At 68.1% G+C, this 22,507-nt stretch carries 21 protein-coding genes; 2 read left to right on the top strand and 19 right to left on the bottom strand.

What is annotated here, in order from left to right; translation table 11 throughout:
- Nucleotides 1-232: 232 nt before the first annotated feature.
- The gene (ftsY, locus tag NS6_RS15990) at nt 233-2,068 is read right to left on the bottom strand and encodes a signal recognition particle-docking protein FtsY (RefSeq protein WP_084471092.1); all 1,836 of its coding nucleotides are present in this window, start codon (nt 2,066-2,068) and stop codon (nt 233-235) included.
- A gap of 168 nt (nt 2,069-2,236) precedes the next feature.
- Here ftsY and NS6_RS15985 point away from each other — a divergent pair, with 168 nt between their 5' ends.
- Nucleotides 2,237-2,626: a DUF2237 family protein gene (locus NS6_RS15985; protein ID WP_068042554.1), complete on the top strand. Its 390-nt coding sequence runs from the start codon at nt 2,237-2,239 to the stop codon at nt 2,624-2,626.
- A 183-nt stretch (nt 2,627-2,809) separates the two neighbouring features.
- Here the strand turns inward: NS6_RS15985 and smc are convergent, their stop codons facing one another.
- From smc to NS6_RS15915, 15 genes are all read right to left on the bottom strand, one after another.
- The gene (gene smc / locus NS6_RS15980; protein WP_068042551.1) at nt 2,810-6,436 is read right to left on the bottom strand and encodes a chromosome segregation protein SMC; all 3,627 of its coding nucleotides are present in this window, start codon (nt 6,434-6,436) and stop codon (nt 2,810-2,812) included.
- 202 nt (nt 6,437-6,638) lie between these two features.
- Nucleotides 6,639-7,073: a DUF1707 SHOCT-like domain-containing protein gene (locus NS6_RS15975; protein ID WP_068042550.1), complete on the bottom strand. Its 435-nt coding sequence runs from the start codon at nt 7,071-7,073 to the stop codon at nt 6,639-6,641.
- A gap of 73 nt (nt 7,074-7,146) precedes the next feature.
- Nucleotides 7,147-7,386 carry a hypothetical protein gene (locus tag NS6_RS15970; protein WP_068042548.1) on the bottom strand — a complete coding sequence of 80 codons (240 nt, stop codon included), beginning with the start codon at nt 7,384-7,386 and terminating at the stop codon, nt 7,147-7,149.
- Between the two features lie 52 nt (nt 7,387-7,438).
- Entirely contained in the window at nt 7,439-7,744 is a 306-nt protein-coding gene (locus tag NS6_RS15965) for an acylphosphatase (RefSeq protein ID WP_068042546.1), read from the bottom strand.
- Nucleotides 7,745-7,746: 2 nt separating this feature from the next.
- A complete protein-coding gene (locus tag NS6_RS15960) occupies nt 7,747-8,220 on the bottom strand; it encodes an OsmC family protein (protein WP_068042614.1) in 474 nt (157 codons plus the stop codon).
- A gap of 94 nt (nt 8,221-8,314) precedes the next feature.
- On the bottom strand, nt 8,315-8,440 hold the full coding sequence (locus tag NS6_RS36235; RefSeq protein WP_281211414.1) for a hypothetical protein: 126 nt from the start codon (nt 8,438-8,440) through the stop codon (nt 8,315-8,317).
- A gap of 191 nt (nt 8,441-8,631) precedes the next feature.
- Nucleotides 8,632-10,155: a PstS family phosphate ABC transporter substrate-binding protein gene (locus NS6_RS15950; protein WP_068042542.1), complete on the bottom strand. Its 1,524-nt coding sequence runs from the start codon at nt 10,153-10,155 to the stop codon at nt 8,632-8,634.
- A 177-nt stretch (nt 10,156-10,332) separates the two neighbouring features.
- Nucleotides 10,333-11,493: a winged helix DNA-binding domain-containing protein gene (locus tag NS6_RS15945; protein WP_245669375.1), complete on the bottom strand. Its 1,161-nt coding sequence runs from the start codon at nt 11,491-11,493 to the stop codon at nt 10,333-10,335.
- Nucleotides 11,494-11,631: 138 nt separating this feature from the next.
- Nucleotides 11,632-12,690 carry a PHP domain-containing protein gene (locus NS6_RS15940; RefSeq protein ID WP_174552601.1) on the bottom strand — a complete coding sequence of 353 codons (1,059 nt, stop codon included), beginning with the start codon at nt 12,688-12,690 and terminating at the stop codon, nt 11,632-11,634.
- Nucleotides 12,691-12,693: 3 nt separating this feature from the next.
- Complete coding sequence (locus NS6_RS15935) at nt 12,694-13,275, bottom strand: dihydrofolate reductase family protein (RefSeq protein WP_068042540.1); 582 nt, start codon at nt 13,273-13,275, stop codon at nt 12,694-12,696.
- 80 nt (nt 13,276-13,355) lie between these two features.
- Nucleotides 13,356-14,243, bottom strand: a complete 888-nt coding sequence (gene mutM / locus NS6_RS15930; protein WP_068042538.1) for a bifunctional DNA-formamidopyrimidine glycosylase/DNA-(apurinic or apyrimidinic site) lyase — start codon at nt 14,241-14,243, stop codon at nt 13,356-13,358.
- A gap of 1 nt (nt 14,244) precedes the next feature.
- Nucleotides 14,245-14,967 (bottom strand): ribonuclease III, encoded by a 723-nt coding sequence (gene rnc, locus NS6_RS15925; RefSeq protein WP_068042536.1) that lies wholly within the window; start codon nt 14,965-14,967, stop codon nt 14,245-14,247.
- Between the two features lie 14 nt (nt 14,968-14,981).
- The gene (gene rpmF, locus NS6_RS33940; RefSeq protein ID WP_081595648.1) at nt 14,982-15,164 is read right to left on the bottom strand and encodes a 50S ribosomal protein L32; all 183 of its coding nucleotides are present in this window, start codon (nt 15,162-15,164) and stop codon (nt 14,982-14,984) included.
- Nucleotides 15,165-15,166: 2 nt separating this feature from the next.
- Entirely contained in the window at nt 15,167-15,823 is a 657-nt protein-coding gene (locus NS6_RS15920; RefSeq protein ID WP_068042533.1) for a YceD family protein, read from the bottom strand.
- 110 nt (nt 15,824-15,933) lie between these two features.
- Nucleotides 15,934-16,680 carry a DivIVA domain-containing protein gene (locus tag NS6_RS15915; RefSeq protein ID WP_068042531.1) on the bottom strand — a complete coding sequence of 249 codons (747 nt, stop codon included), beginning with the start codon at nt 16,678-16,680 and terminating at the stop codon, nt 15,934-15,936.
- Between the two features lie 225 nt (nt 16,681-16,905).
- Here NS6_RS15915 and NS6_RS15910 point away from each other — a divergent pair, with 225 nt between their 5' ends.
- Nucleotides 16,906-17,448 (top strand): GtrA family protein, encoded by a 543-nt coding sequence (locus NS6_RS15910; RefSeq protein ID WP_068042529.1) that lies wholly within the window; start codon nt 16,906-16,908, stop codon nt 17,446-17,448.
- Here the strand turns inward: NS6_RS15910 and coaD are convergent, their stop codons facing one another.
- Genes coaD through NS6_RS15895 form a run of 3 tightly spaced genes read right to left on the bottom strand, consistent with a single transcriptional unit; the run spans nt 17,449 to nt 21,926 of the window.
- The gene (coaD, locus tag NS6_RS15905) at nt 17,449-17,934 is read right to left on the bottom strand and encodes a pantetheine-phosphate adenylyltransferase (RefSeq protein WP_068042527.1); all 486 of its coding nucleotides are present in this window, start codon (nt 17,932-17,934) and stop codon (nt 17,449-17,451) included.
- A 3-nt stretch (nt 17,935-17,937) separates the two neighbouring features.
- Nucleotides 17,938-18,531, bottom strand: a complete 594-nt coding sequence (gene rsmD, locus NS6_RS15900; protein WP_068042525.1) for a 16S rRNA (guanine(966)-N(2))-methyltransferase RsmD — start codon at nt 18,529-18,531, stop codon at nt 17,938-17,940.
- Nucleotides 18,528-21,926, bottom strand: coding sequence for a pyruvate carboxylase (locus NS6_RS15895; RefSeq protein ID WP_068042523.1), 3,399 nt, complete (start codon nt 21,924-21,926; stop codon nt 18,528-18,530). Before NS6_RS15895 ends, rsmD begins: the two co-directional genes overlap by 4 nt.
- Between the last annotated feature and the right edge of the window lie 581 nt (nt 21,927-22,507).

The raw sequence follows: 22,507 nt of genomic DNA, 5'->3' as shown, positions 1-22,507 counted from the left end.
CGGCCCGTCGCCTGCGCGACATCGGGCCCGCTAATGAAGGGTGCTCATTCGGTGTTTCCTCCGTGACGCTCCGGTGTTTCACCTACGTGAAGGGATCACGCCGTCATGTTTCCAGTGTGTTGCCGCAGCCGTACTTGCTGGTCACCGCAGGTTGTGAGGTCGCCCCTCGGCGGTGACCGAACCTCTGCCCGACCATCTGTCAGGCATGCTGGACGCCACCGGGCAACCGGGATCAACCGAGCAGCGCGTCCACGAACGCTGCCGGTTCGAACGGAGCCAGATCGTCGGAGCCCTCGCCGAGACCGACGAGTTTGACCGGTACCCCGAGTTCGTGCTGGATCTGGAAGACGATCCCGCCCTTCGCGGTGCCGTCCAGCTTCGTCAGAACCACACCGCTGATATCGACCACCTCGGCGAAGATCCGGGCCTGCATGAGCCCGTTCTGGCCAACGGTCGCATCCAGCACCAGCAGCACCTCGTCCACCGAGGCCTTCTTCTCCACTACCCGTTTCACCTTGCCGAGCTCGTCCATCAACCCGGTCTTGGTGTGCAGGCGGCCGGCGGTATCGATGAGCACCACGTCCACACCGGCGTCGATACCGGAGGCCACGGCATCGAAGGCCACCGCGGCGGGATCGGCGCCCTCCTTGCCGCGAACCGTATCCGCACCGACCCGTTCACCCCAGGTCTGCAACTGGTCGGCCGCGGCGGCCCGGAAGGTATCGGCCGCACCCAGCAGCACTCGCCGGCCGTCGGCGACGAGCACGCGGGCGAGTTTGCCGGTGGTCGTGGTCTTACCCGTACCGTTGACCCCGACGACGAGCAGGATCGATGGGTGATCGGGGTGCGGTAGGGCACGCACGGAACGATCCAGTTCGGGCCGCAGCGATTCGATCAGCACATCACGCAGCACTGCCCGCGCCTCGTCGGCGGTACGGACGGTATGCGCGGCCATTTCCTCCCGCAGTCGCTCCACGACGACGGCGGTGACGGCGGTGCCGATATCGGCCAGGATCAGCGTGTCCTCGACCTCTTCCCACGATTCCTCGTCGAGGTCGCCACCACCGAGCAGACCCAGCAGGCTCTTGCCGACCGCATTCTGCGACCGTGACAACCGGCCGCGCAGCCGGGTCAACCGGCCGGAGGTGGGTTCGATCTCCTCTACTTCGGGGACGAGATGTGCGCCGGCCGCGGTATCGGGCGCCACCACCGGAGCTTCGCCGGTGGTGGGTTCCGCCGGAGGTGCGGTGGCAGGCGGTGCGGTCTCGGTGTCGGGTGCGGTGGTGCTCGCCGCGGCAACCGCTCCACCAGCCTCCGGCGTGGTTGTCTCGGGCTCGGCAGGCGCGGGTTTCCCTGCCTCGGGCGGCGCGGTCGGGTCGGCCGACGGTGCCTTGGACGTCTTGTCCGACGGCGGCGCGAACTCCGCACCCGCGGGCGGCACGGACTTCTCATCCGTCGGCGGTGCGGACGACGTTTCGGCTACCGGCGGCGCGGGGGTCCCGGTCGCCGGCGGCACGGAGGTCGCCGATTCTGCGGGCGCGGCGCCGGACGCCGCGGTTCCGGTGTCGCCGGGCGCGGTAGCCCCGGCAGCGGAAGTCCCCGGTTGTCCGGCCCGGGGTGCCGCCGCGGTTCCGGTTTCCGGCGGCAGGGTCGTCTCGGACTCGGGCGGCGCCGTGGGAGCCGCGGCACCGCCGCCGGGCGCTTCCGGCGCGGTGGTGGTCGCTGTGTCGGCGGCATCCGGCAGGGGCACATCGGTGATCCCGCGGCGGGGCGCATCGCGCGGTATCGCGGCATCGTCACCGATATGGGGCTGGCCCTCGGTATCCGTCCGCTCAGCGGGACTCGGACGCGCGGGTGCCGCGGTGGCTCCCTGCCCACCCTGGCTGAAACTGAAGCCACCGGCCGCCTGGTACCCACCGGATCGGTCGGCCAGCTCCCCTTTCTCGGCCGGCGGGGTCAGCGAGACCCGGCCGCGTTTGTACCGGATGAAGCCGGCCACGAGCGCGACCAGCAGTACGGCGGCGATCGCTGCGATCAGAATCCAGGCTTGCGCACTCACACCGCCCATCCTTGCAGAGGCGGTGCGGGCGCCCGCCGACCCCGCCGGGCCCGCGCGGCGGCCGGACCCCGGCGCGCTCTGTCCCCCCTGCACATTCCCTGCTCAGCCCGGCAAACATGATCGGTGAGATTTCTTGTCCTGCGGAAGTTCTCGCGGGAGGCCAATAGGATCGGCGATGTGACCGATCGAAACGTGCTTGGGGGTCCGCTACAAGAGTGCGGCACCGATCCTCTGACCGGGTTCTACCGGGACGGCTGCTGCAGCACCGGCCCGGATGATCTGGGCAGCCACACCGTGTGCACGGTCGTCACAGCCGAGTTCCTGGAGCACCAGGCATCCATCGGCAACGATCTGAGCACACCACGTCCGGAGAACAATTTTCCCGGCCTGCAGCCGGGCGACCGATGGTGTGTGGTGGCGGTGCGCTGGTTGCACGCGCACGAGGACGGTGTCGCGGCGCCGGTAATACTGGCGGCGACCCATGAGAATGCCCTGGAAGTGATATCGATGGAGATCCTGCGAAAATACGCGGTCGACGTACCCGACGACGTCAGCGATCTGCTCTGATGTAGCAGCCGGCCGCGGACCGGGCTGATCACCGGTGAGACTACGGCGACCCGTGGGAGTCGGTAGTGCCTCGTCGCCGTCGTTCTCGGGATATGGATACCGGCCCTGAATCCGAAACCGCTGAACCGTCCCGACGCGTCGCACGGGCGGACGCCGTCCCAACTGGCACGCCGAGCCGCAATATCACGTCGCTGCACCGGCGGGTGCGACGTTCTGCCCGCGCAGCCGCTGCGAGATCACCTGGGTGATTCCGTCGCCGCGCATGCTGACGCCGTAGAGGGCGTCGGCGATCTCCATGGTCGGCTTCTGGTGGGAGATGACGATCAGCTGGCTCTTCTCGCGCAACTGTTCGAACAACCCGATGAGGCGGCGTAGGTTGGTGTCGTCGAGCGCGGCCTCCACCTCGTCCATCACATAGAACGGTGAGGGTCGCGCACGGAAGATGGCCACCAGCAACGCCACTGCGGTCAGCGATTTCTCGCCGCCGGACAGCAGTGACAACCGCTTCACCTTCTTCCCGGGTGGCCTCGCCTCCACCTCGATACCGGTGGTCAGCATATCGCCGGGGTCGGTGAGCAGTAGCCGGCCTTCGCCGCCCGGGAAAAGTGACGAGAAGACCTGGACGAATTCCCGTTCCACATCGGCGTAGGCGTCGGTGAAGACCTGCAGGATGCGGTCGTCCACCTCGGCCACCACGTCCAGCAGGTCCTGGCGGGCTTTTTTCACGTCCTCGAGCTGGGTCGCCAGGAAGTTGTAGCGCTCCTCGAGGGCGGCGAATTCCTCGAGTGCCAGCGGATTCACCTTGCCGAGCGTCGCCAGATCCTTCTCGGCGCGTTTGGCGCGACGCTCCTGCGAGGCCCGGTCGAACGGCATCGGTGCCGGTGCGCTGACCTGCTCCCCGCGCTCCTTGGCCTGCTCGTATTCGTACAGCTCCAGCTCGCTGGGCGGTAGCGCGATATCGGGGCCGTATTCGGCGATGAGATCGTCGAGCGCGATACCGAACTGTTCGCCGATATTCGCCTCGATCTGTTCGATCCGGAGCGCGGCCTGCGCCTTGGCGACCTCGTCGCGGTGCACCGCGTCGGTGAGCTGCCCGAGCTGGGTGCTCAACGCCCGCGCCCGCTCCTTGATCCGGTCGACTGCGGTCGCGCATTCGGTGCGCCGGCGCACCAGATCGTCACGCCGAGCGGCGGCGGCTGCCACCACCCGTTCCAATTCGGCAGCCAGTTCCGCACCGGATCCGGCGACAGCCGTCGCCACCTGGGCGGCGCGCCGCCGGGCGGCCCGGGCGTGTTCGGCCCGGGCGCGGGCGTCGCGTTCGGCCCGGGCGGAGCGGCGTAGCGAATCCGCCTTACCGCGCACCGATTCGGCGCGTTCCTCGGCGGTCCGCACCGCCAGCCGCGCCTCGACCTCCAGAGTCCGGGCCTCGGCGAGCGCGGCGGCGGCCTCTTCGCGAGCCAGCGCGGCGGCTTCGGTACCGGCGGCGCCGGCTGCATCGCCGTCGGTACCGGCCTGTTCCAGTTCGGCGCGGCGGAGCCGGTCCTCCAGGTCGGCGAGCGCGGTGACAGCCTCTTCTCTCGAAGTCTCGGAGGCGGTCCGCTGCTCGATGAGGCGTTCGGATTCGGTGTTCGCCGTACGTGCGGCCGCGCCGAGCCGGCCGAGCCGTTCGTAGATGCTGTTGAGCGCCTGATCCGATTCGTGCAGCGCCAGCAGCGCCTGGTCCACCGCGTCCTTGCGGTCGGCCTGTTCCTCCAGCGCCCCGGACAGGCTCGCTTCCAGTTCCTCGGCATGCCGCTGCGCGGCGCGCAGTTCGGCTTCGGCGGTATCGATTTCGGCCTGGATCTCGAGGCGGCTCGGGGCACGATCGGATCCGCCGACCAGCCAGCCGGTTCCGGCCAGATCGCCCTCCCGCGTCACGACCCGCAGCTCCGGACGTGCGGCGAGTACCTCCGCGGCACAATCCAGATCGTCGGCCACCACGACCCGGCTCGTCAGCGCGACCACCGCCGCGCGCAGCGATTCGGGGTAATTTATCACTTCGAGCAGGCGGCGCGCCCCTCCGGGTAGTTCGGTGTCGTCGTCGCTCCCGGTATCCGCGATGCCGTCCTCGTACACGAGCGCGGCCCGGCCGGCATCGGCCTTCCCGAGCGCTCGGACGGCGCTGATCGCCGTACCACCGGTATCCGCGACCACCGCCTCCGCCACCGGCCCCAGCACCGCGGCGACCGCGGCCTCGTACCCGGGGTGCACGCCCAGCAGTTCGGACAGCGGGCCCAGCAACCCGGCCGGCTGGTTCTCGCTCAGCCAGGCAGCACCGTCGCGGCTGGCCAGGTTCATGCCGAGCGCTTCGATCCGCGCGGTCAGCGAGGCGACACGCCGCCCGGCGTCGCGGTCCTCGGCGCGCAGTTCGGTGACTCGGTGATCGGCGAGGTCCAGCGCTTCGACACCGTGTTCGTGCTGGGCGTCGAGACCGGCTTCCCCGGCGTCGAGTTCGGCCAGTTCGTCCTGCACACCGTCGTATTCACGCTGCGCTTGCTCACCTCGGGTTCGCGCCTGGGTGAGGGCGGTGGTCAAGCGGACGATCTCGGTGTCGATGGAGTGCGCTTTGGTGCGCAGGTTCTCGACCTGCCCCGACAACCGGACCAGCCCTTCGCGGCGGTCGGCTATGGCCCGGACGGCGGCCAGATGTGCCTGTTCGGCCGCCTTGGCCTCGTGTTCCCGTTCGGCGAGACCGTCCCGGGCGGCTTCGAGGGTCTCCGCGGCCATCTCGACGGTTTCACGGAGTTCGGCTTCCTCGGCTTCTACCCGGTCGGCTTCGGCTTCGAGCTGGTCGGGGTCGCGGCCGGTATCGGCCGCGGGCGCGGTATCGAGATGGCGGGCGCGGTCGTTCGCGATCCGGGTGGTGGCGTTGACGCGTTCGGCCAATGCGGACAGCTGGAACCACAACTGGCCCGCCGCTTCGGCGCCCGGAGTGAGCCGGGAGAGTTCGAATTCCTGCTGGGCCAGGGCCGCATCGGCCGCATCGAGTTCGCTCTGCACGGTGATCTGCTGTTCCCGCGCATAGGCTTCTTTGCTTTGCCGGCTTTGCAACTCGGTCCGCCGGGCGACCAGATCGTCGGCAGCCAATCGCAGCCGGGCGTCCCGCAGATCGGCCTGTACGGTCTGCGCGCGGCGCGCGACCTCGGCTTGGCGGCCCAGCGGTTTGAGCTGGCGGCGCAGTTCGGTGGTGAGATCGGAGAGTCGAGCCAGATTGGCCTGCATGGCGTCCAGTTTGCGGACGGCTTTTTCTTTGCGCTTGCGGTGTTTGAGAACGCCCGCTGCTTCTTCGATGAAGGCGCGCCGGTCCTCGGGTCGCGATTCCAGGATGGCCGAGAGCTGCCCCTGGCCGACGATCACATGCATTTCGCGGCCGATACCGGAATCGCTGAGTAGTTCCTGCACATCCATCAGCCGGCACGAGTTGCCGTTGATCTCGTATTCGCCCGCGCCGTCGCGGAACATCCGGCGGGTGATGGAGACTTCGGCGTAATCGATCGGCAGCGCTCCGTCGGAGTTGTCGATGGTGAGCGTGACCTCGGCCCGCCCCAGCGCCGCCCGGCCGGTGGTGCCGGCGAAGATGACATCCTGCATCTTGCCGCCGCGTAATGCTTTGGCCCCCTGTTCGCCCATCACCCAGGTGAGTGCGTCGACGACATTGGATTTACCGGATCCGTTCGGACCCACCACACAGGTGATACCGGGTTCGAACCGCAGGGTCGTCGCGGACGCGAAGGATTTGAACCCCTTCAACGTCAAGCTCTTCAGATGCAACGCCGACGACCCTTTCCGCCTCCACGTACTGTCCGCCTCGCTCAGGCCGATCAGCCATGCTATAGGGCCGTAGCGAGATAACCCCATCCGGCGCACCGGAGGTGACCGATCGGCCGCGGGTGGTGGCGGCACGGTTGCCGAGGGCGGCTCGCACCATACCCCGATGGTTCCGCCGACCGGATACCACCGAGGCTACCGGGCGTTATGTCTTGCGGCGATGGCAGCGGCCGCCCTCGAATCCGGTTGCCGCACGCAATGCCAGCACGGCGCCCCACGGGCCGATGACCCATATGGGCCAGAAGTAGGTGAACGCTCCCACACCCAGCGAGATCGCCGTCCAGATCACCAGCACCAGCACACTGACACCGAGCCAGGCGCCGCCCTCGATTCGCTGCCAGATCGGGAACCGCGAGCGCGATCGCGGCGCGGCCGAGTCAGGACCGGGAGCCGGCTTCAGCTCGGGCAGGTCGGCGAGCACGCCCTGCAGTTCCTCGCGGGTCGCGCTCCGGTACACCTGCGCTACCCGCTCGTCGTATTCGGCGAGGTCGAGCCTGCCGTCCCCGAGATGGCGGCCCAGCTCCCGCACGAATCGATCACGTTCGGCATCCGAGGCGCGGATGCCCGTCGAGATCTCCATAGCGCTCCCCTTACACGTCGGACCACACTCCACTGTGGAATAAATATCAGCGTGCTACTCCCACTGTGGAATGTCAAGTGCTTCCGGAACTCGTATTCGCCGCACCCGCTACCCCGGGACGCCCCGAACAGACCCCGGCCACGGACAGCAGCGGCGTGAGATATCCGGCACCGTGATGATCGAGGTAGGCGAGGTCGGCGGGCATGGGTAACTCATATACGCTGCCGTCCGGCCGGTGGTCGCTGGACAGCGGTGCCAGACCTACGCCTGCCGCGAGCGCGGTGTCCGGCAGCAGCGCCGACGACTCACCCACCTGGCGGCAGGTCGGCCCGGACGGCGCTGCCTCGCGGGGCAGCCGGATGCCCCTATCGCTCCACGAAACCCTGTAGCCCGCCCCGGGCCGGCTCCCAGTTCTCGACCACCAGATCCACCCGGCCGGGAGCCGCGGGAGAACGCAGCAGCGCCAGCAGCTCGGCCGCCGCACGCCGCGGCCCCTCGGCCACCACATGCACGCGACCGTCGGCCGCATTGGTGGCATGCCCGGTGAGCCCGAGTTCCAATGCCCGCGACCGGGTCCACCAGCGGAAACCCACGCCCTGCACGTATCCGTGCACCCAGGCGCTCAGCCGTACCGGATCGGTCGCCGATTGCGCCCCCGTATCGCCCGCCATGATCAGTCGACGGTATCGATCTCGAAGGACAGCGTCACCTTGCTACCTGCCTTCAAGGTCCGGCCCACGGTGCACACCTTGTCGATCGCGCGCTGCACCGTCACCAGCAGCCGCTCGCGGGCGGCTTCGTCGAGTTCACTGAGATCGAGTTCGAATACCTCGTCCAGCTGCGGATACACCTCGTTCTCGCGATCCGCGGCACCGGAAACCCGGATGGTTGCGTCGTAGTCGTCGCCGAGCCGGCGCGACAGCGGGAAATCCGAGCTCATCCCCGAGCATGCGGCCAGCGCGATCTTCAGGAGCTCACCGGGGGTGAACACACCGGGAACGCTTTCGGACCCGATCAGAACCTCCGCGCCGCGTGAACTACGCCCGGTATAACGCCTGGTCCCCGCGCGCTCCACCCACAGCGTGGTCGAGCCCGGGGGTGCGCCGGCCGGCGCCGCGGCGGCCACAGTGGTGGTGTCATCAGCCATGGTGGCGATCCTGCCATCCACCGCACAGGCCCGGCGCACCCGTCCGCGACCGGCGCGGATCAGCCCCGGCGCACCCGTCCGCAGCCGGCACGGATCAGCCCCGGCGCGATCGCCGCGCAGCCACCCGGACCGGCCGCCGCTCCAGCGCGACCGCGAGAATCCGCAGCAGCAGTAGACCGGCGATGAATCCGGCGATCAACGTCGGTGTCACCAGGGACATGACAGTCCTTCCGTTCCGCGTCGCGCGGCCGCCACCGACCGCGTACCCGCTGGTGAGGCCGGTACCTCCGGCCGCACTCACCGGCGGTGCGCTGAAAAACTACCCCTCCGGACAGCCCGGAAACCGGTTGCTTGCGCTATCTTTACGCATGAAATCCGGTGGCTGATCCATGCGAGGAACCGCACTCCCGATCACCGATACGGGTGGCATCGCGAGGGGTCGGCAAGCTCCGCACACGGGAGATTCCCGTACCGGCGGATCACATCCTGGCCGCCGTCCCTCAGCAGGAAACGCACGAAGCTCGCACCGATCGATCCGGGGGCGAAATCGCCGTACGAGTAGGCGTACTCCACACCCCAGAGCGGGTAGCTCTGTTCCCCGGCCGTCTCTCGCGTTGCGGCCCGGCCACCGATCGTCAACGGCACCACACCCGCGGTAGCCGCGGCATCCGCGGCTTCGCTGTACCCGACGGCACCCGGTATCCCGGCGACCTCGCCGAGGAGATCCCCGGTGGTCAGGGTCTGACAGCGCCCGGGTTCGCCGCCGCGCGCGAGCTGGTTGCAGGTGATGCCGGGTTCGGGTGGCTGCCCGGTTTCCAGCAACCGGGTCTCGAAATTCCAGCGTGTCCCGGATCCGGCGTAGCGGTTGACCACCCGCACCGGCAGATCGGCGCCACCTACCGCCCGCCAGTTGGTGATCCTGCCGAGGAACAGATCCCTGATCTGCTCGACCGTGAGGTCGATTACCCCGGTTTCCGGGTGCACGACCACGGTGAACAACGACAGCGCCAGCGGCCGCTGTACCAGATCGGGGAAGTCCGCGCCCTTGGGCGCGTCACCTATTGCCAGCAGCGCGCCGTCGGCACCCCGCGCGTCGTCCACCCGCGCCATACCACGTTCACTGCCCTCGAATTCGTAGTCGATATCCGTACCAGGGCACGTCCGTTCGTAGAGTCCGCCCGCCTCCTCGACCACCTGCGCGAACGCGGTCGAACCCACCACGGTGAGCCGGCCGGTGGCACAACCGCTCGGCGCAGCATCGGATTCGACGATATCGAGCACCGCCATCGCCGCGATAACGGTGACCAGGAACCCGATCAGCACGAGCATGAGCAGCGACGCCCCCGAGCGCCCCTGGGTCTTGGTGATTCCGCCGCCGGTGACCACGCCCTGCATTGCGGGCTCGGGATAGCCTCCCGTTCCAGCGGTCCGTTCCAGCGTCGCCAGGATCTTGTAGTGGTCCGAACGGTTCAGCGGCACCTTCGGCAAATCGATGACACCGATGTCCTGGCCCGGCAGTTCGCGGTGCCCGAAACCCGAATCCGGTTCGAAACAGACCGCCAGCCCGGGATTACTCAGTTCGGTGACCGCCATCCCGATCACCCGCCGCTGCGGAAAATGCAGATGCAGCCCGGCCTGGCCGTTCTGCCCGGCTACGTAATCGGTGGCATCGATGGTGGTGGCACCGTGGTTCTCGATCCGGACCAGCACGACCGACAGATCCTGCAGATTACGTTCGGTCCCGTCGGCCGTCTGCCGCAACTGCCGCAACGCTCCGGCATGCCCGGATTCCGCTTCTCCGGTAACCGGCGTATCCATCTGCACCCGCCAGCCGAGCCGTTTACGGCCGACGAAAACGAACTCCCAGACGAAGGCGCCCACCGGGATCGCGATACCGGCGATCGGGAGCACGAAACCGAACAGAAGTTCACCCACCAGCAGTCACCCCCAATACCTCTGTCGGTCACCCTCTTCGGCCAACCGTACGGCGAAACCCACTCGGCCCGGCGAGTGTTCGCACACCATTCACCACAGTGTCATCGACCGCGTAGATGCGCTCGCGCTCTCGGCGTCGATTCGCCGCTCACCTCCCGCGCGGGGTCGCCGGCGATCTCACCTGCCCACCACGACGATGTCGCCGGCACCACCGTCGGAAACGAATGCCAGCAGCCGCCGGGCCTCCTCCTCGACGAGCGTCCACTGGCCTGCCGCGAACCCATACCAGGGCTCGATGCGCAGTGTCGCGTCCTGCAGTGACCACCTGCCGTGCACGAAACCGTCCACCAGATACACCGGGACCCCGGCCGACGCCTCACGGGAGGTCCGCCGGCGGTCCTCCTCGGCGATGATCCGGCGCCGGTCCCGGTAACCGAGCAGCGCATTGTCGAAAGCGGGCAGAAACCGCACCGGCACAGGCAGTTCCGGATCGGCAAGCGGCGCGTCGGGCAGATCGAACAATTCGGCGCCTTCCGCACTCCGCAGCACCCGCAGCCGCGGACGCAACGTGGTGACGACCTCGCCGAGCCTGGTGAGGCCCGACCATGCCTGAATATCGGCGACGCTCGCCGGGCCGAACGCCGCAAGGTAGCGCCGGACCAGCGTGGACGGGTCGGCCTGCCCCAGCGGCGCACCGATCCACTCCTCGGCCGGGCCGACGGTGACGTATCTGTTCCGCCAACGCCCCCATTCCCCGGTTTCGGCCCCATGCGCCATCGGCACCAGCACCTCGACCGCCTCCGCCAGCCGGCGCGCATGGCGCTGCGGAAAACGCTCGGCCAGAGACTTTCCGAGATCGCCGCGCGACATCCACCGGCCCGCCAGCACTTCCCGCCCTGCGGCGGCCAATTCCGACAACTCGATACCGTCGATCTCGTCGCGGTAGTAGGCGGTATTGAGCGCCCCCGCGATATACGCCTGAACTGTAGGGCGCAGCCAGCGGAAATCCTCCGCCGTACTCAGATGCACGGTGCGCCGGATCGTGGTGGACCGGACAAGTTTCCGATCGTGCATCAGGGCGGCAAGTTCGGGATGATCGAACCGCCCCAACCGCGACCACACCCCGATATAGGGCCAATTCGGTTCCTGCCCCTGCACTGCGACCAGATGCCGGATCAGCTCGTAGGGCGACAGGTCTGTCCGGGCCGCCAAATGCTGACGTACCAGCAAGGTCCGGTTCAAGGTGCGCAGTGACAAGTCCCGCATACCGGGCATTATCGCGACCGACACCGACAGGTCACCGTCGGCCGGGGCCGCGGCGGCAAGCAAGAGCACCATGAGCACGACCGTTCCGCCCGCCGGCAACGGCACCGAATCACAGCGGGAACACCAGCATCACCGCCCACCGTGCCGGATTGATCCCGAGTGGCTCGGACGCAGTGCCGACATCCGGTCGGCCCCCGGTTCGCCTGCGGCTCAGCCGCCGACCGACCGCGTCCATTCCAGAAGCTCATCCACCGAACGAGTGTTGATGACCCGGTCGGGCGCTACCTCACAGGCGACGGCCCGGACACAGCCATACCCCTGCCAGTCCAGCTGACCCGGCGCATGCGCATCGGTATCGACCGCGAACTCGCACCCCATCTCGAGCGCGAGCCGGATCAGCCGCTCCGGCGGATCCTGGCGCTCCGGGCGGCTGTTGATCTCGACCGCCGTACCGTAGCGGCGGCAGGCCTCGAATACGATCTCGGCGTCGAAATCCGATTCGGGCCGCGTCCCCCGTCCGCCCTCGACCAGCCGTCCGGTGCAGTGTCCGAGGATGTCCACATTGGGGTTCGCCACCGCGTACACCATGCGCCGCGTCATGGTGTCGCGGTCGTCGCGTAGCCGTGAATGCACGCTGGCGACGACGATATCGAGTTCGGCGAGCAGATCGGCGTCCTGGTCCAGGCTGCCGTCGCCGAGAATATCGACCTCGATCCCGGTGAGCACCCGGAACGGCGCCAGCTCGGCATTCACTTCGGCGACCACGTCGAGCTGACGGCGCAACCGCTGCGCGGAAAGACCGTTCGCGACGGTGAGCCGCGGTGAATGATCGGTCAGCGCGCAGTACTCGTGCCCCAGGGCGGCCGCGCAACCCATCATCTCCGCGATCGGGCTCCCACCGTCGGACCAGTCCGAATGGGTGTGCAGATCACCGCGCAACCGGGTGCGCAGCTCGATACCCGCGGCCCCGATCGGCCGCGCCGCGGCCCGCAGCTCGGTGAGATAGCGCGGCACGACTCCTTCGCAGGCCGCCTCGATCACTGCCGCGGTCTTGGGGCCGATCCCTGCCAGCTCCTGCCAGCTCCCGGCTGCCCGGCGCCGCCGTATCTCCTCGTCGCCGAGACCGGCGACAATATCGGCGGCCCGCCGGTACGCCTTGACCCGATGTGTTTTCTCGCGAGCCCGTTCGAGCCAGAAGCCGATTTCGCGTAGCGCCGCCACCGGCCCCGGCGCGGGCCGTCCGGTGGTTTCCGGCGCCTCGCCGGACACGGCTCAGCGAGCCCTTCGGTACTTGACGAAGGCGACACCGTCGTCGAAGACCTGACTGGTGATAACACGGAATTCCAGGGGTTCGGGCAGTCGCGGGCCGCTGCCGAACAGCGCCCGGCCCCGCCCCAGCACGATCGGATGCAGTTTGAGGAAGATCTGGTCTATCTCGGGCAACAGGTCCTGGGCCAGATGGCCGCCGCCGCAGAGCCAGATCCCGGGTCCCTGCTCGCGTTTGAGTTCACGCACCCGGGCGAGCGGGTCGGCGCCGATGAGTTCGACGGCCGGATCGGGCGCCGCGGTGAGCGTCGTCGACACCACGAATTGCCGCAGATGTGCGTATGGGCTGGCCGTGCCGGTGCGCACGCCGAAATCGTAGGTTTTCCGGCCCATGATCACGGTGTCGAAGTTGGCATTGCGGGCGTCGATACCGAGCGCGCGGCGCACTTCGGACGGCACAGTCTCCGGATACTGTGCGGTGATCGTGGGGCCGTGATCGCCACCGACCGGGAAGAAATCGACCGCGCCGCCCTCGGTGGCGATGAACCCGTCCATCGTGGCGGCGACGAAGTAGGTGAGCTTGCGCATGGCGTCCTTCCCGGGCCGACCGGATCGACGATCTCGGCCGAGAAAACCGTAACCCGCCGCGGGGTGCCGCCGCGAGAGGTCTACGACGCGGTTCGGCGGGGCCGTGCCGGAGGTTGACACCGCGGGCACGAGAAGGACGACCGGTTCATGAACTTCTCCCGGATGATCACCGCACCGCAGCGCGGGCAGGCCCGGTCACCGCGCCCGTACACAGCCAGGGCGCGCTCGAAGTAGCCGGATTCGCCGTTGACATTCACATACAGTGCGTCGAACGAGGTACCCCCCGCAGCCAATGCATCGTTCATCACCGCCGCGGCCTCGGCCAACAGCCGCCGCAACACTGGACGGGTGAGTCCCGCGGCCGTCCGGCCACCGTGGACCTGCGCCCGCCACAATGCCTCGTCGGCGTAGATATTGCCGATACCGGAGACCACTGCCTGATCCAGCAGCACCCGTTTGATCTCGGTCTGCTTGGTCCGCAGCACAGCGACCACCCGCTCGGCGTCGAAGCGGGGATCGAGCGGGTCGCGGGCGATATGGGCGAGCAGATCGGGGAGCAGGTCACCGTCCACCTCTTTCAGTGGTGCCAGCACCCAGCCGCCGAATGTGCGCTGATCGACGAACCGCAACTCCCGGCCGTCGTCGAGGGTCGCCCGGATATGCGCATGCTTCTCGACCGGCGCGCCCGCCGGCTGCACCAACATCTGCCCGCTCATCCCCAGATGGACGACCAGCGCGGTATCCGCGGGGTCGCCGGTGGGTTCATCGAAGGTGAGCCACAGATATTTCCCGCGGCGCCGGGCAGCGGCCACCGTCAGACCGGTCAGCCGGGCCGCCATATCGGCGGCACCGGCCAGATGCCGGCGCACGGAACGCGGATGCGTGACGGTGACCGATGCCACGGTCCGGCCGCCCAGATGCTCGGCCAGGCCGCGGCGAACGACCTCTACTTCGGGAAGCTCGGGCACCTCAGGTTTCGCCGGTCAACGCACGGTAGGCCGCGCCCGCCGCCTTCTGCTCCGCTTCCTTCTTCGACCGTCCGACACCCTGCCCGTAGGCGTCGCCGGCGATCACGGTGGTCGCGGTGAACTCTTTGTCGTGGTCGGGCCCGGTGGAGGTGATCTCGTAGCTGGGCACGCCCAGACCGCGTTCGGCGGTCAGTTCCTGCAGGCTGGTCTTGAAATCCAGCCCGGCACCCATCCGTGGACCGCGTTCGAGCAGTTCGGCGAACAACCGCAACACGACCTCACGCGCCACGTCGATACCGTGCTCGAGATGCACGGCACCGAGCAGCGACTCCATACCGTCGGCCAGGATGCTGGGTTTGTCCCGGCCTCCGGTGAGTTCCTCACCTTTACCGAGCAGCAGATGCTCGCCCAGACCGCTCTCGCCCAGCTTCCGGGCCACTTCGGCGAGAGCGTGCATATTCACCACACTCGCGCGCAGCTTTGCCAGTTCGCCCTCGGATTTTTCCGGATGCTCGTGATAGAGCCGTTCGGTGATACTCAGTCCGAGGACCGAATCGCCGAGGAATTCGAGCCGCTCATTGGTCGGCAGCCCACCGTTTTCGTACGCGTACGAGCGATGAGTCAAGGCGAGACGAAGCAGCTCGGGCTCTATCTCGACACCCAGGGCGGCGAGCAAACTCGCTTGATCCGGCCGCTCGCCGGGTTCGTCTTTGCCCGCGGTCAATGGTCGACCGGGGATCAGACGGCCGGGGCGACCTGGCGGCCCTTGTAGGTACCGCAGGAGGGGCACGCGATATGCGGCGGGGTCTTCTGACCGCAGGCCCGGTTCGGGCAGGTGATCAGCGTAGGCGCGACGGCCTTCCACTGGCTGCGCCGAGACCGGGTATTGGAACGGGACATCCGGCGCTTGGGAACGGCCACGACTACTTCTCCTCTGTGCTGTTACGTGCAATGTCTACGGAATGATCTCCGGTGGCCGCACCCTCGGGGCTGCCGCTGCCAGGCGATCCGGAGGCGAATTTCGCCAGCCCGGCCCAGCGGGGATCCAGTATCTCATGCCCATGATCGGATCCTGCAATCGCCATCCGAACCCCGCATTCCGGGCACAGCCCGGCGCAGTCGGGCGTGCACAGCGGCTGCAGCGGCAATTCGATGCCGAGCTGGTCGACGACCAGGGGTTCGAGGTCGATGAGGTCGTCGTCCATCCGGTAGATCTCGTCGTCGGACGCGGTCTTATCCGTGGCGCTGTCCGGGTAGGCGAACAGTTCGGTCAGCGAGACGTCGACCGAATCGGTGAACTGTTCCAGGCAGCGCGAGCATTCACCGGCCACCGGCGCGGTGACGGTTCCGGTGACGAGCACTCCCTCCGAAACCGACTGCAAGCGCAGATCCAGCTCGACCTCGGAACCGGCCGGTACGGCGATCAGGTCCAGGCCGAGCTGTTCGGAGGTGGTGACGGTTCGCCGCAGTTTGCGCATGGATCCCGGGGCGCGACCGAGACTGCGGATATCCAGCACGAAACCCGCGTCGTGCGCACGGCGTGCACCGGAACGCGAGCGCGCGGTTGTATCGGCAGGCATCGAAGAACACTCCACTGGGTCGTTCGGGGTATCAGGGTATGGGCCGGATTCGGCGAGCAACCACACCACAGTACGCGAAACGGGCGGTTACCTGCAAAATTGTCCGGTGGCTAGCGGCGGAACTCCCCCGCATAGTCCGGCACTCCCGATCCGTTGCGCAACTGCTGACGACCGCGGCCCACGGTGCGCAGGGCGCCGCCGAGGGTCTCTTCGAATTCGGCGAGCTTGCTGTCGACGTAGTGGTCGCAGTCGGCCCGCATCCGGTCGGCGTCGGCCTGCGCGGTATCGATCAACCGGGCCGATTCCGCGTGCGCGGACCGCACGACCTCGGTCTCCTCCACCAGGCGCCGCTGTTCGGCCTGACCGTCGGCCACCGACCGGTCGTAGGAGGCCCGGCCGGCTTCGCCCATCCGGTCGGCTTCGGCGCGGGCCCGGCCGGTGACCGATTCGTATTCGGCCTTGGCGTCGGCGACCAGGCGCTGTGCTTCGTTCGTGGCGGTATCGACCATCCGGTCGGCATGCGCGGTGGCCTCGGCGACCATGCGGTCGGCATGCGCCTTCGCCTCGGCGAGGATCCTGTCGGCTTCGGCGCGGGCGTCGGCCACGGCGGTGGTGGCCTGTTCGTCGGCGGTACGGACAGTTTCCTCGGCCAGACCGCGGGCGTCGTCGACGATCTTGTCACGATGGTCGAGCACATCCTGGGCATCGTCGATCTCGGCCGGCAGTGCGTCACGCACATCGTCGAGCAGATCGAGCGTTTCCGGACGCGGGACGATGCAGTTACGCGTCGCGGGTATCCCGCGTGCCTCCTCGACTATGGCGACCAGTTCGTCGAGCGCCTCGAATACCCGGTACATGCTCAGTGCCCTCCTGCTGACGATCGGCGAAATATCACGCCGTTCCCAGTGTGCCCCGGCCCGTCGGCTGAGCCGAGCCAACTTTCGGTGTGTCGCTACTTCCGGCGGATATCCACAGACTTCCGGGGGATCAACTGGAGACGACTTCTCCGCTTGATGTTAAATTCGTAGGAGTCGTATCGCACCGCGATCGACCGCCTGACCCTTGCCCGATCGGAACCGCCCATGACCATCCTGCAACTGCCCTCCTCCAGGGCAGTGTCCGCCGGGGATCTGGATATCGATTGGCCGGAACACATCGACCCGGTGGCCTGGCAGCAGCGCCTGCTCCGGTATCTGCGCGGCGACCGGGCATTTCCACAGTTGATCCGGTTCGCACTGGTGGGCGGCCTGAGCAATATCTCCTACGTCCTGCTCTTCCTCAGCCTGGCCGGCGCAGGCACCCTGCTGGCCAATGTCGCAGGTTCGGTGGTGAGCACGGTCCTGGCCAACGAACTGCACCGCCGCCTCACCTTCCACGCGGCCGAGCGGGTGGGCTGGTTCACCGCGCAGTGGGAGGGCGGCGGCCTGGCGCTGCTCGGCCTGGGAATCAGTACGGCGGCCCTCGCCGCACTGGAAGTTCTCGCCCCCACGATGGCCCAACCGGTGCAGGCCGCAGGCGTGCTGGCGATCAGCGCCGCCGTGGGCGGGCTACGCTTCCTGGCGCTGCGCGGCCTGGTGTTCCGGCCGCTGCGGCGGGCCCGGGAAGTGAGCGCCGCCCGTGAGTGATCAGCCGGCGCGCTCGGCGAGCCGGTCCAGTAGACGCTTGTGCACCAGCGGCGGCAGCATATCGCTGACATCGCCGCCGAACGCCGCCACTTCCTTGACCAGTGAGCTGGACAGATAGCTGAACGCCGGGTTGGTGGCAATGAAGAAGGTGTCCACCCCGGCGAGCTTCTTGTTCATCTGCGCCATCTGCAGTTCGTAGCCGAAATCCCCGGCATCGCGCAGACCCTTGACGATCGCGGAGATCCCCTGCTCCCGGGCGAAGTCGACGGTCAGGCCGGCCCAGGACGCGACCCGCACATTCGGCAGATCGGCGGTGGCATCGCGCAACATCTCCATGCGCTCTTCGATGCTGAACATGCCTTGTTTCTTCTTGTTCACATTCACCGTGACGACGACCTCGTCGAACTGGGCCGCCACCCGGCGGAATACATCGAGGTGGCCGTTGGTCACCGGATCGAACGAGCCCGGGCACAATGCTCCTGCCATGACTCAGACGCTAGCAGGTGCAGCGGAATCCACCGCGCCGGCGCCGACGTATACGGCGGACTCGATCCGGGTTTCCCCGTAGCGTTTCGGCGCACGCCCGGCGAACCCCGCCGGCCACGCAATCTCCGCCGAACGGGCGGATCGTTCGACGAGCATCAGCGCATCCTCGGCCAGCCAGCCGTAGGCGGCCAGCGCGCCGATATCCCTCTCGACGGCCGCGGTAGGCAGATCGTAGGGCGGATCGGCGAAGACCAGGTCGAAATCGCCCGAACCGGCCTGCGCCAGCACCTGCGCCACCGCACCGACCCGCACCTGCGCGGCCCTCAGCCCAAGATCCGAGATATTGCCGCGCAGCACCGCCGCCGCCCGCCGATCCGATTCGACCAGCAACGCGGCCCCGGCGCCACGGGACAACGCCTCGAGCCCCAGCGCACCCGACCCCGCGTACAGATCGAGTACGCGGACGCCGTCCAGATCCATCCGGGCCTCGATCGAGGAGAACAGCGCCTCCCGCACCCGGTCCGAGGTGGGCCGGGTCCCGGCGGGCGGTACCCGCAGGCGCCGCCCGCCGGCCGTTCCGGCGACGATCCGGGTCATTCGGATTCGCGTCCGCCCAGTTCGATCAGCAGGTCACCGCCCTCGACCTGCTGCACCTGGGTGATGGCAACCCGGCCCACCACTCCCCCGCGCGGCGCGGTGATGGCCGCCTCCATCTTCATGGCCTCGATAGTCGCGATCGTATCGCCGGCGGCGACTCGATCACCCTCGGCGACGGTCAGGGTGACGACACCGGCGAAGGGCGCGGCGATATGGTGCGGATTGTTCTTATCGGCCTTCTCCGCAGCCGGGATCTCACTGGCAATGGAGCGATCCCGCACCGAGACCGGGCGCAGCTGCCCGTTGAGAATGCACATCACCGTGCGCATACCGCGTTCGTCCGGTTCGGCAATGGCTTCCAGCCCGATCAGCAGGATGACGCCCTTCTCCAGCTGGACGCGGTGCTCCTCGCCGTGCCGTAGACCGTAGAAGAACTGATTCGCCGACAGCCCGGTGGTATCGCCGTACTTCTCACGGTGGGCGAGGAATTCGGCGGTGGGCGCCGGGAACAGCAGCCGGTTGAGGGTCGCGCGGCGCTCCTGGGAAGTGCCCGCCAACCCGGCCTCGTCCGCGGCCGTCAACGGCGTCTCCGGTTTGGCGGCGCTGCGCCCGGCGAGCGCCTTCTCCCGGAACGGTTCGGGCCAGCCACCGGCGGGAGTACCGAGTTCGCCGCGCAGGAAACCGATCACCGAATCGGGGATGTCGTAGCGACCCGGATCGGCGGCGAAGTCCTCGATCTCGATACCGGAGCCGACCAGCGACAACGCGAGATCGCCGACCACCTTCGACGACGGGGTCACCTTGATCAACCGGCCCAACAGCCGGTCGGCCGCGGCGTATTTCGCCTCCACTTCCTCGAAGCGGTCGCCCAAGCCCAGTGCGATGGCCTGCTGGCGCAGATTGGACAGCTGGCCGCCGGGGATCTCATGGGTGTAGACACGTCCAGTCGGAGCGGGCAGCCCGGACTCGAACGGCGCATACACCTTGCGCAGCGCCTCCCAGTAGGGCTCCAGATCGCAGACATTGCCCAGATTCAGGCCGGTGTCGTGCTCGCTGTGCGCGGCGGCCGCGACGATCGCAGAAAGCGCGGGCTGGCTGGTGGTGCCGGCCATCGCCGCGGACGCACCGTCCACCGCGTCGGCCCCGGCCTGCCACGCCGCCAGATAGGTCGCGAGCTGACCGCCCGGGGTGTCATGGGTGTGCACATGGACGGGCAGATCGAAATTGCTGCGCAGCGCCGTCACCAGTTTCGCCGCCGCCGGGGCCCGCAGCAGACCGGCCATATCTTTGATCGCGAGCACATGCGCGCCGGCATCGACGATCTGCTCGGCCAATTTCAGGTAGTAGTCCAGCGTGTAGAGCTTCTCGTCGGGATCGGCGAGATCCCCCGTGTAGCTCAACGCCACCTCGGCCACCGCCGTACGCGTTTCGCGGACCGCGTCGATCGCCGGACGCATCTGGTCGACATTGTTGAGCGCGTCGAAGATCCGGAAGATATCGATCCCGGTTTCGGTGGCCTCGGCGACGAACGCCCTGGTCACCCGTTCCGGATACGGGGTGTAGCCGACGGTGTTGCGGCCGCGCAGCAGCATCTGCAAGCAGATATTCGGCATCGCCTCACGCAGTGCGGCCAGCCGCTCCCACGGATCCTCGTACAGGAACCGCAGCGCCACATCGTAGGTCGCGCCGCCCCAGCATTCGACCGAGAGCAGCTCAGGGGTGAGCCGGGCGACGTGCCCGGCGACATCGAGCAGGCCGTTGGTGCGCACCCGGGTCGCCAGCAGCGACTGGTGGGCGTCCCGGAACGTGGTGTCGGTGACCCCCACGGCTTTCTGTTCGCGCAGGGCCCGCGCGAACCCTTCCGGGCCCAGGGTCAGCAGCTTCTGCCGGGAACCGTCCGGCGGCGGCACCGACAGGTCGATCGCCGGCAGTTTGTCGTGCGGGTACACCGCTGTCGGCCGCGCCCCGTGCGGTTTGTTGACGGTGACGTCGGCCAGATAGTTCAGGATCTTGGTGCCGCGGTCGGCCGGTTCGCGCAAGGACAGCAGCTGGGGGCGCTCGTCGATGAACGAGGTGGTAACCCGCCCGGCTCGGAAATCGGGGTCGTCGAGCACTGCCAGCAGGAACTGGATATTCGTGGTGACACCGCGGATCCGGAACTCCATCAGCGCCCGGCGCGCCCGTGCCACCGCCGCCGGGAAATCCCGGCCCCGGCAGGTGAGCTTCACCAGCATCGAATCGAAGTAGGCACCGATCTCGGCGCCGAGGTTCGCGCCGCCGTCGAGCCGGATACCGGCGCCGCCGGGCGTGCGGTAAGCGGTGATCCGGCCGGTATCGGGGCGGAACCCGTTGGCCGGGTCCTCGGTGGTGATCCGGCACTGCAGCGCGGCGCCACGAATGGTCACCTTGTCCTGGCTCAAGCCCAGATCGTCCAGGCTCTCCCCTGCTGCGATCCGCAGCTGCGACTGCACCAGATCGACATCGGTGATCTCCTCGGTCACCGTGTGCTCGACCTGGATACGGGGATTCATCTCGATGAAGACATGGTTCCCGCGCTCGTCGAGCAGGAATTCGACGGTTCCCGCGCAGCTGTAACCGATCTGCCGGGCGAACGCCACCGCGTCGGCGCAGATCCGGTCCCGCAGTGCGGGATCCAGGTTCGGGGCGGGCGCCAGCTCGATCACCTTCTGGTGCCGCCGTTGCAGCGAACAGTCCCGCTCGAACAGGTGCATCACATTGCCGTGGGTATCGGCCAGGATCTGCACCTCGATATGGCGCGGGTTGACCACCGCCTGTTCCAGGAAGACCGTGGCATCGCCGAACGCCGATTCGGCTTCCCGCGAGGCCGCCTCGATCGCCTCCCGTAGCTGTTCGCGCGCCTGCACCCGGCGCATACCGCGGCCACCGCCACCGGCGACCGCCTTCACGAACACCGGGAACTCCATGGATTCGGCCGCCGCGAGCAGTTCACCGACGTCCGCGGAAGGTGCGCTGGAATTCAGGACCGGCAGCCCGGCCGCCTTCGCCGCCGCGATCGCACGCGCCTTGTTACCGGCGAGTTCCAGGACCTCGGCCGACGGCCCGATGAAGGTGATTCCCTCCTGTGCACAGGCGGCAGCCAGATCCGGATTCTCGGACAGGAACCCGTATCCCGGATAGATCGCGTCGGCGCCGGCGGTCTTGGCCGCCTCGATGATCGCCTCGACCGAGAGATAGGCCCGGACGGGATGACCTTCCTCACCGATCTCGTATGCCTCGTCCGCCTTCAGGCGGTGGACCGAATTGCGATCCTCATGCGGGAAGACGGCAACCGTTCCGATACCGAGCTCGTACGCCGCACGGAAGGCTCGGATGGCGATCTCGCCGCGGTTGGCAACCAAGACTTTCGAGAACATTGACCCAACGTACCCGGCGCCACATCCAGGATCGACACCGAAGTCCACTTCGCAGAAACTTCACAACCGGGCATTGCACGGTTGCGAAACCTTGGTCACCCTGCCGTCACATCTCACCGGCGACCACGGGCGATCGTGCGGCCACCCGGAGCGGGCCAACTCCCGGCAATCTTCGCAGCACGGCCACACCGGGCCGGGGCAATGCGGTCGGGCTGCGCTCGGCAGCACGGTCGCACGGACCCCGCAGCACACTCACATTCCGCTGCGCGGCCCGGCCACACCGCACACGGTCACGCTGCGCCCCGTAACTGTCACACTGCGCTCGTCGGTCGCACTCTGCTTGTCGGCGCGATTGCACGGCCGGCCGTGCGGCCGCTATGTCGGGCAGCCGATCATGTCGGTGGCGGTGGCCCGATAGGCGGGATCGCGGTACCGGCAGCGCTCGATGCGATGCGGCACAGTTCGGCGACGCGATCCGCACCAGCGGCACGGGGCGGGCGGTCGTGTCGGCTCGGCACGCCGGCCGGGTTATGGTGGATGACGCAGCTGGTTCGCCGGCCGGTCGACCCGGAGCCCCGGAC

The sequence above is a fragment of the Nocardia speluncae NBRC 108251 genome, from assembly GCF_001613245.1.
In the GTDB taxonomy this organism is placed as follows: Bacteria; Actinomycetota; Actinomycetes; order Mycobacteriales; family Mycobacteriaceae; genus Nocardia; species Nocardia speluncae.
Note: the sequence above shows the minus strand (reverse complement) of the source record. Positions and strands in the feature narration are given on the sequence as shown.

Coding starts and splice junctions, on each gene's coding strand:
- NS6_RS36235 (WP_281211414.1), bottom strand. CDS start 8,440: ATGTCCCTGGTGACACCGACGTTGATCGCCGGATTCATCGCCGGTCTA.
- coaD (WP_068042527.1), bottom strand. CDS start 17,934: ATGGCAGGAGCATTGTGCCCGGGCTCGTTCGATCCGGTGACCAACGGC.
- NS6_RS15975 (WP_068042550.1), bottom strand. CDS start 7,073: ATGGAGATCTCGACGGGCATCCGCGCCTCGGATGCCGAACGTGATCGA.
- NS6_RS15960 (WP_068042614.1), bottom strand. CDS start 8,220: ATGGCTGATGACACCACCACTGTGGCCGCCGCGGCGCCGGCCGGCGCA.
- NS6_RS15945 (WP_245669375.1), bottom strand. CDS start 11,493: ATGGTGCTCTTGCTTGCCGCCGCGGCCCCGGCCGACGGTGACCTGTCG.
- NS6_RS15935 (WP_068042540.1), bottom strand. CDS start 13,275: ATGCGCAAGCTCACCTACTTCGTCGCCGCCACGATGGACGGGTTCATC.
- NS6_RS15965 (WP_068042546.1), bottom strand. CDS start 7,744: ATGGCGGGCGATACGGGGGCGCAATCGGCGACCGATCCGGTACGGCTG.
- NS6_RS15920 (WP_068042533.1), bottom strand. CDS start 15,823: ATGCCTGCCGATACAACCGCGCGCTCGCGTTCCGGTGCACGCCGTGCG.
- ftsY (WP_084471092.1), bottom strand. CDS start 2,068: ATGGGCGGTGTGAGTGCGCAAGCCTGGATTCTGATCGCAGCGATCGCC.
- NS6_RS15895 (WP_068042523.1), bottom strand. CDS start 21,926: ATGTTCTCGAAAGTCTTGGTTGCCAACCGCGGCGAGATCGCCATCCGA.
- rsmD (WP_068042525.1), bottom strand. CDS start 18,531: ATGACCCGGATCGTCGCCGGAACGGCCGGCGGGCGGCGCCTGCGGGTA.
- NS6_RS15910 (WP_068042529.1), top strand. CDS start 16,906: ATGACCATCCTGCAACTGCCCTCCTCCAGGGCAGTGTCCGCCGGGGAT.
- NS6_RS15915 (WP_068042531.1), bottom strand. CDS start 16,680: ATGTACCGGGTATTCGAGGCGCTCGACGAACTGGTCGCCATAGTCGAG.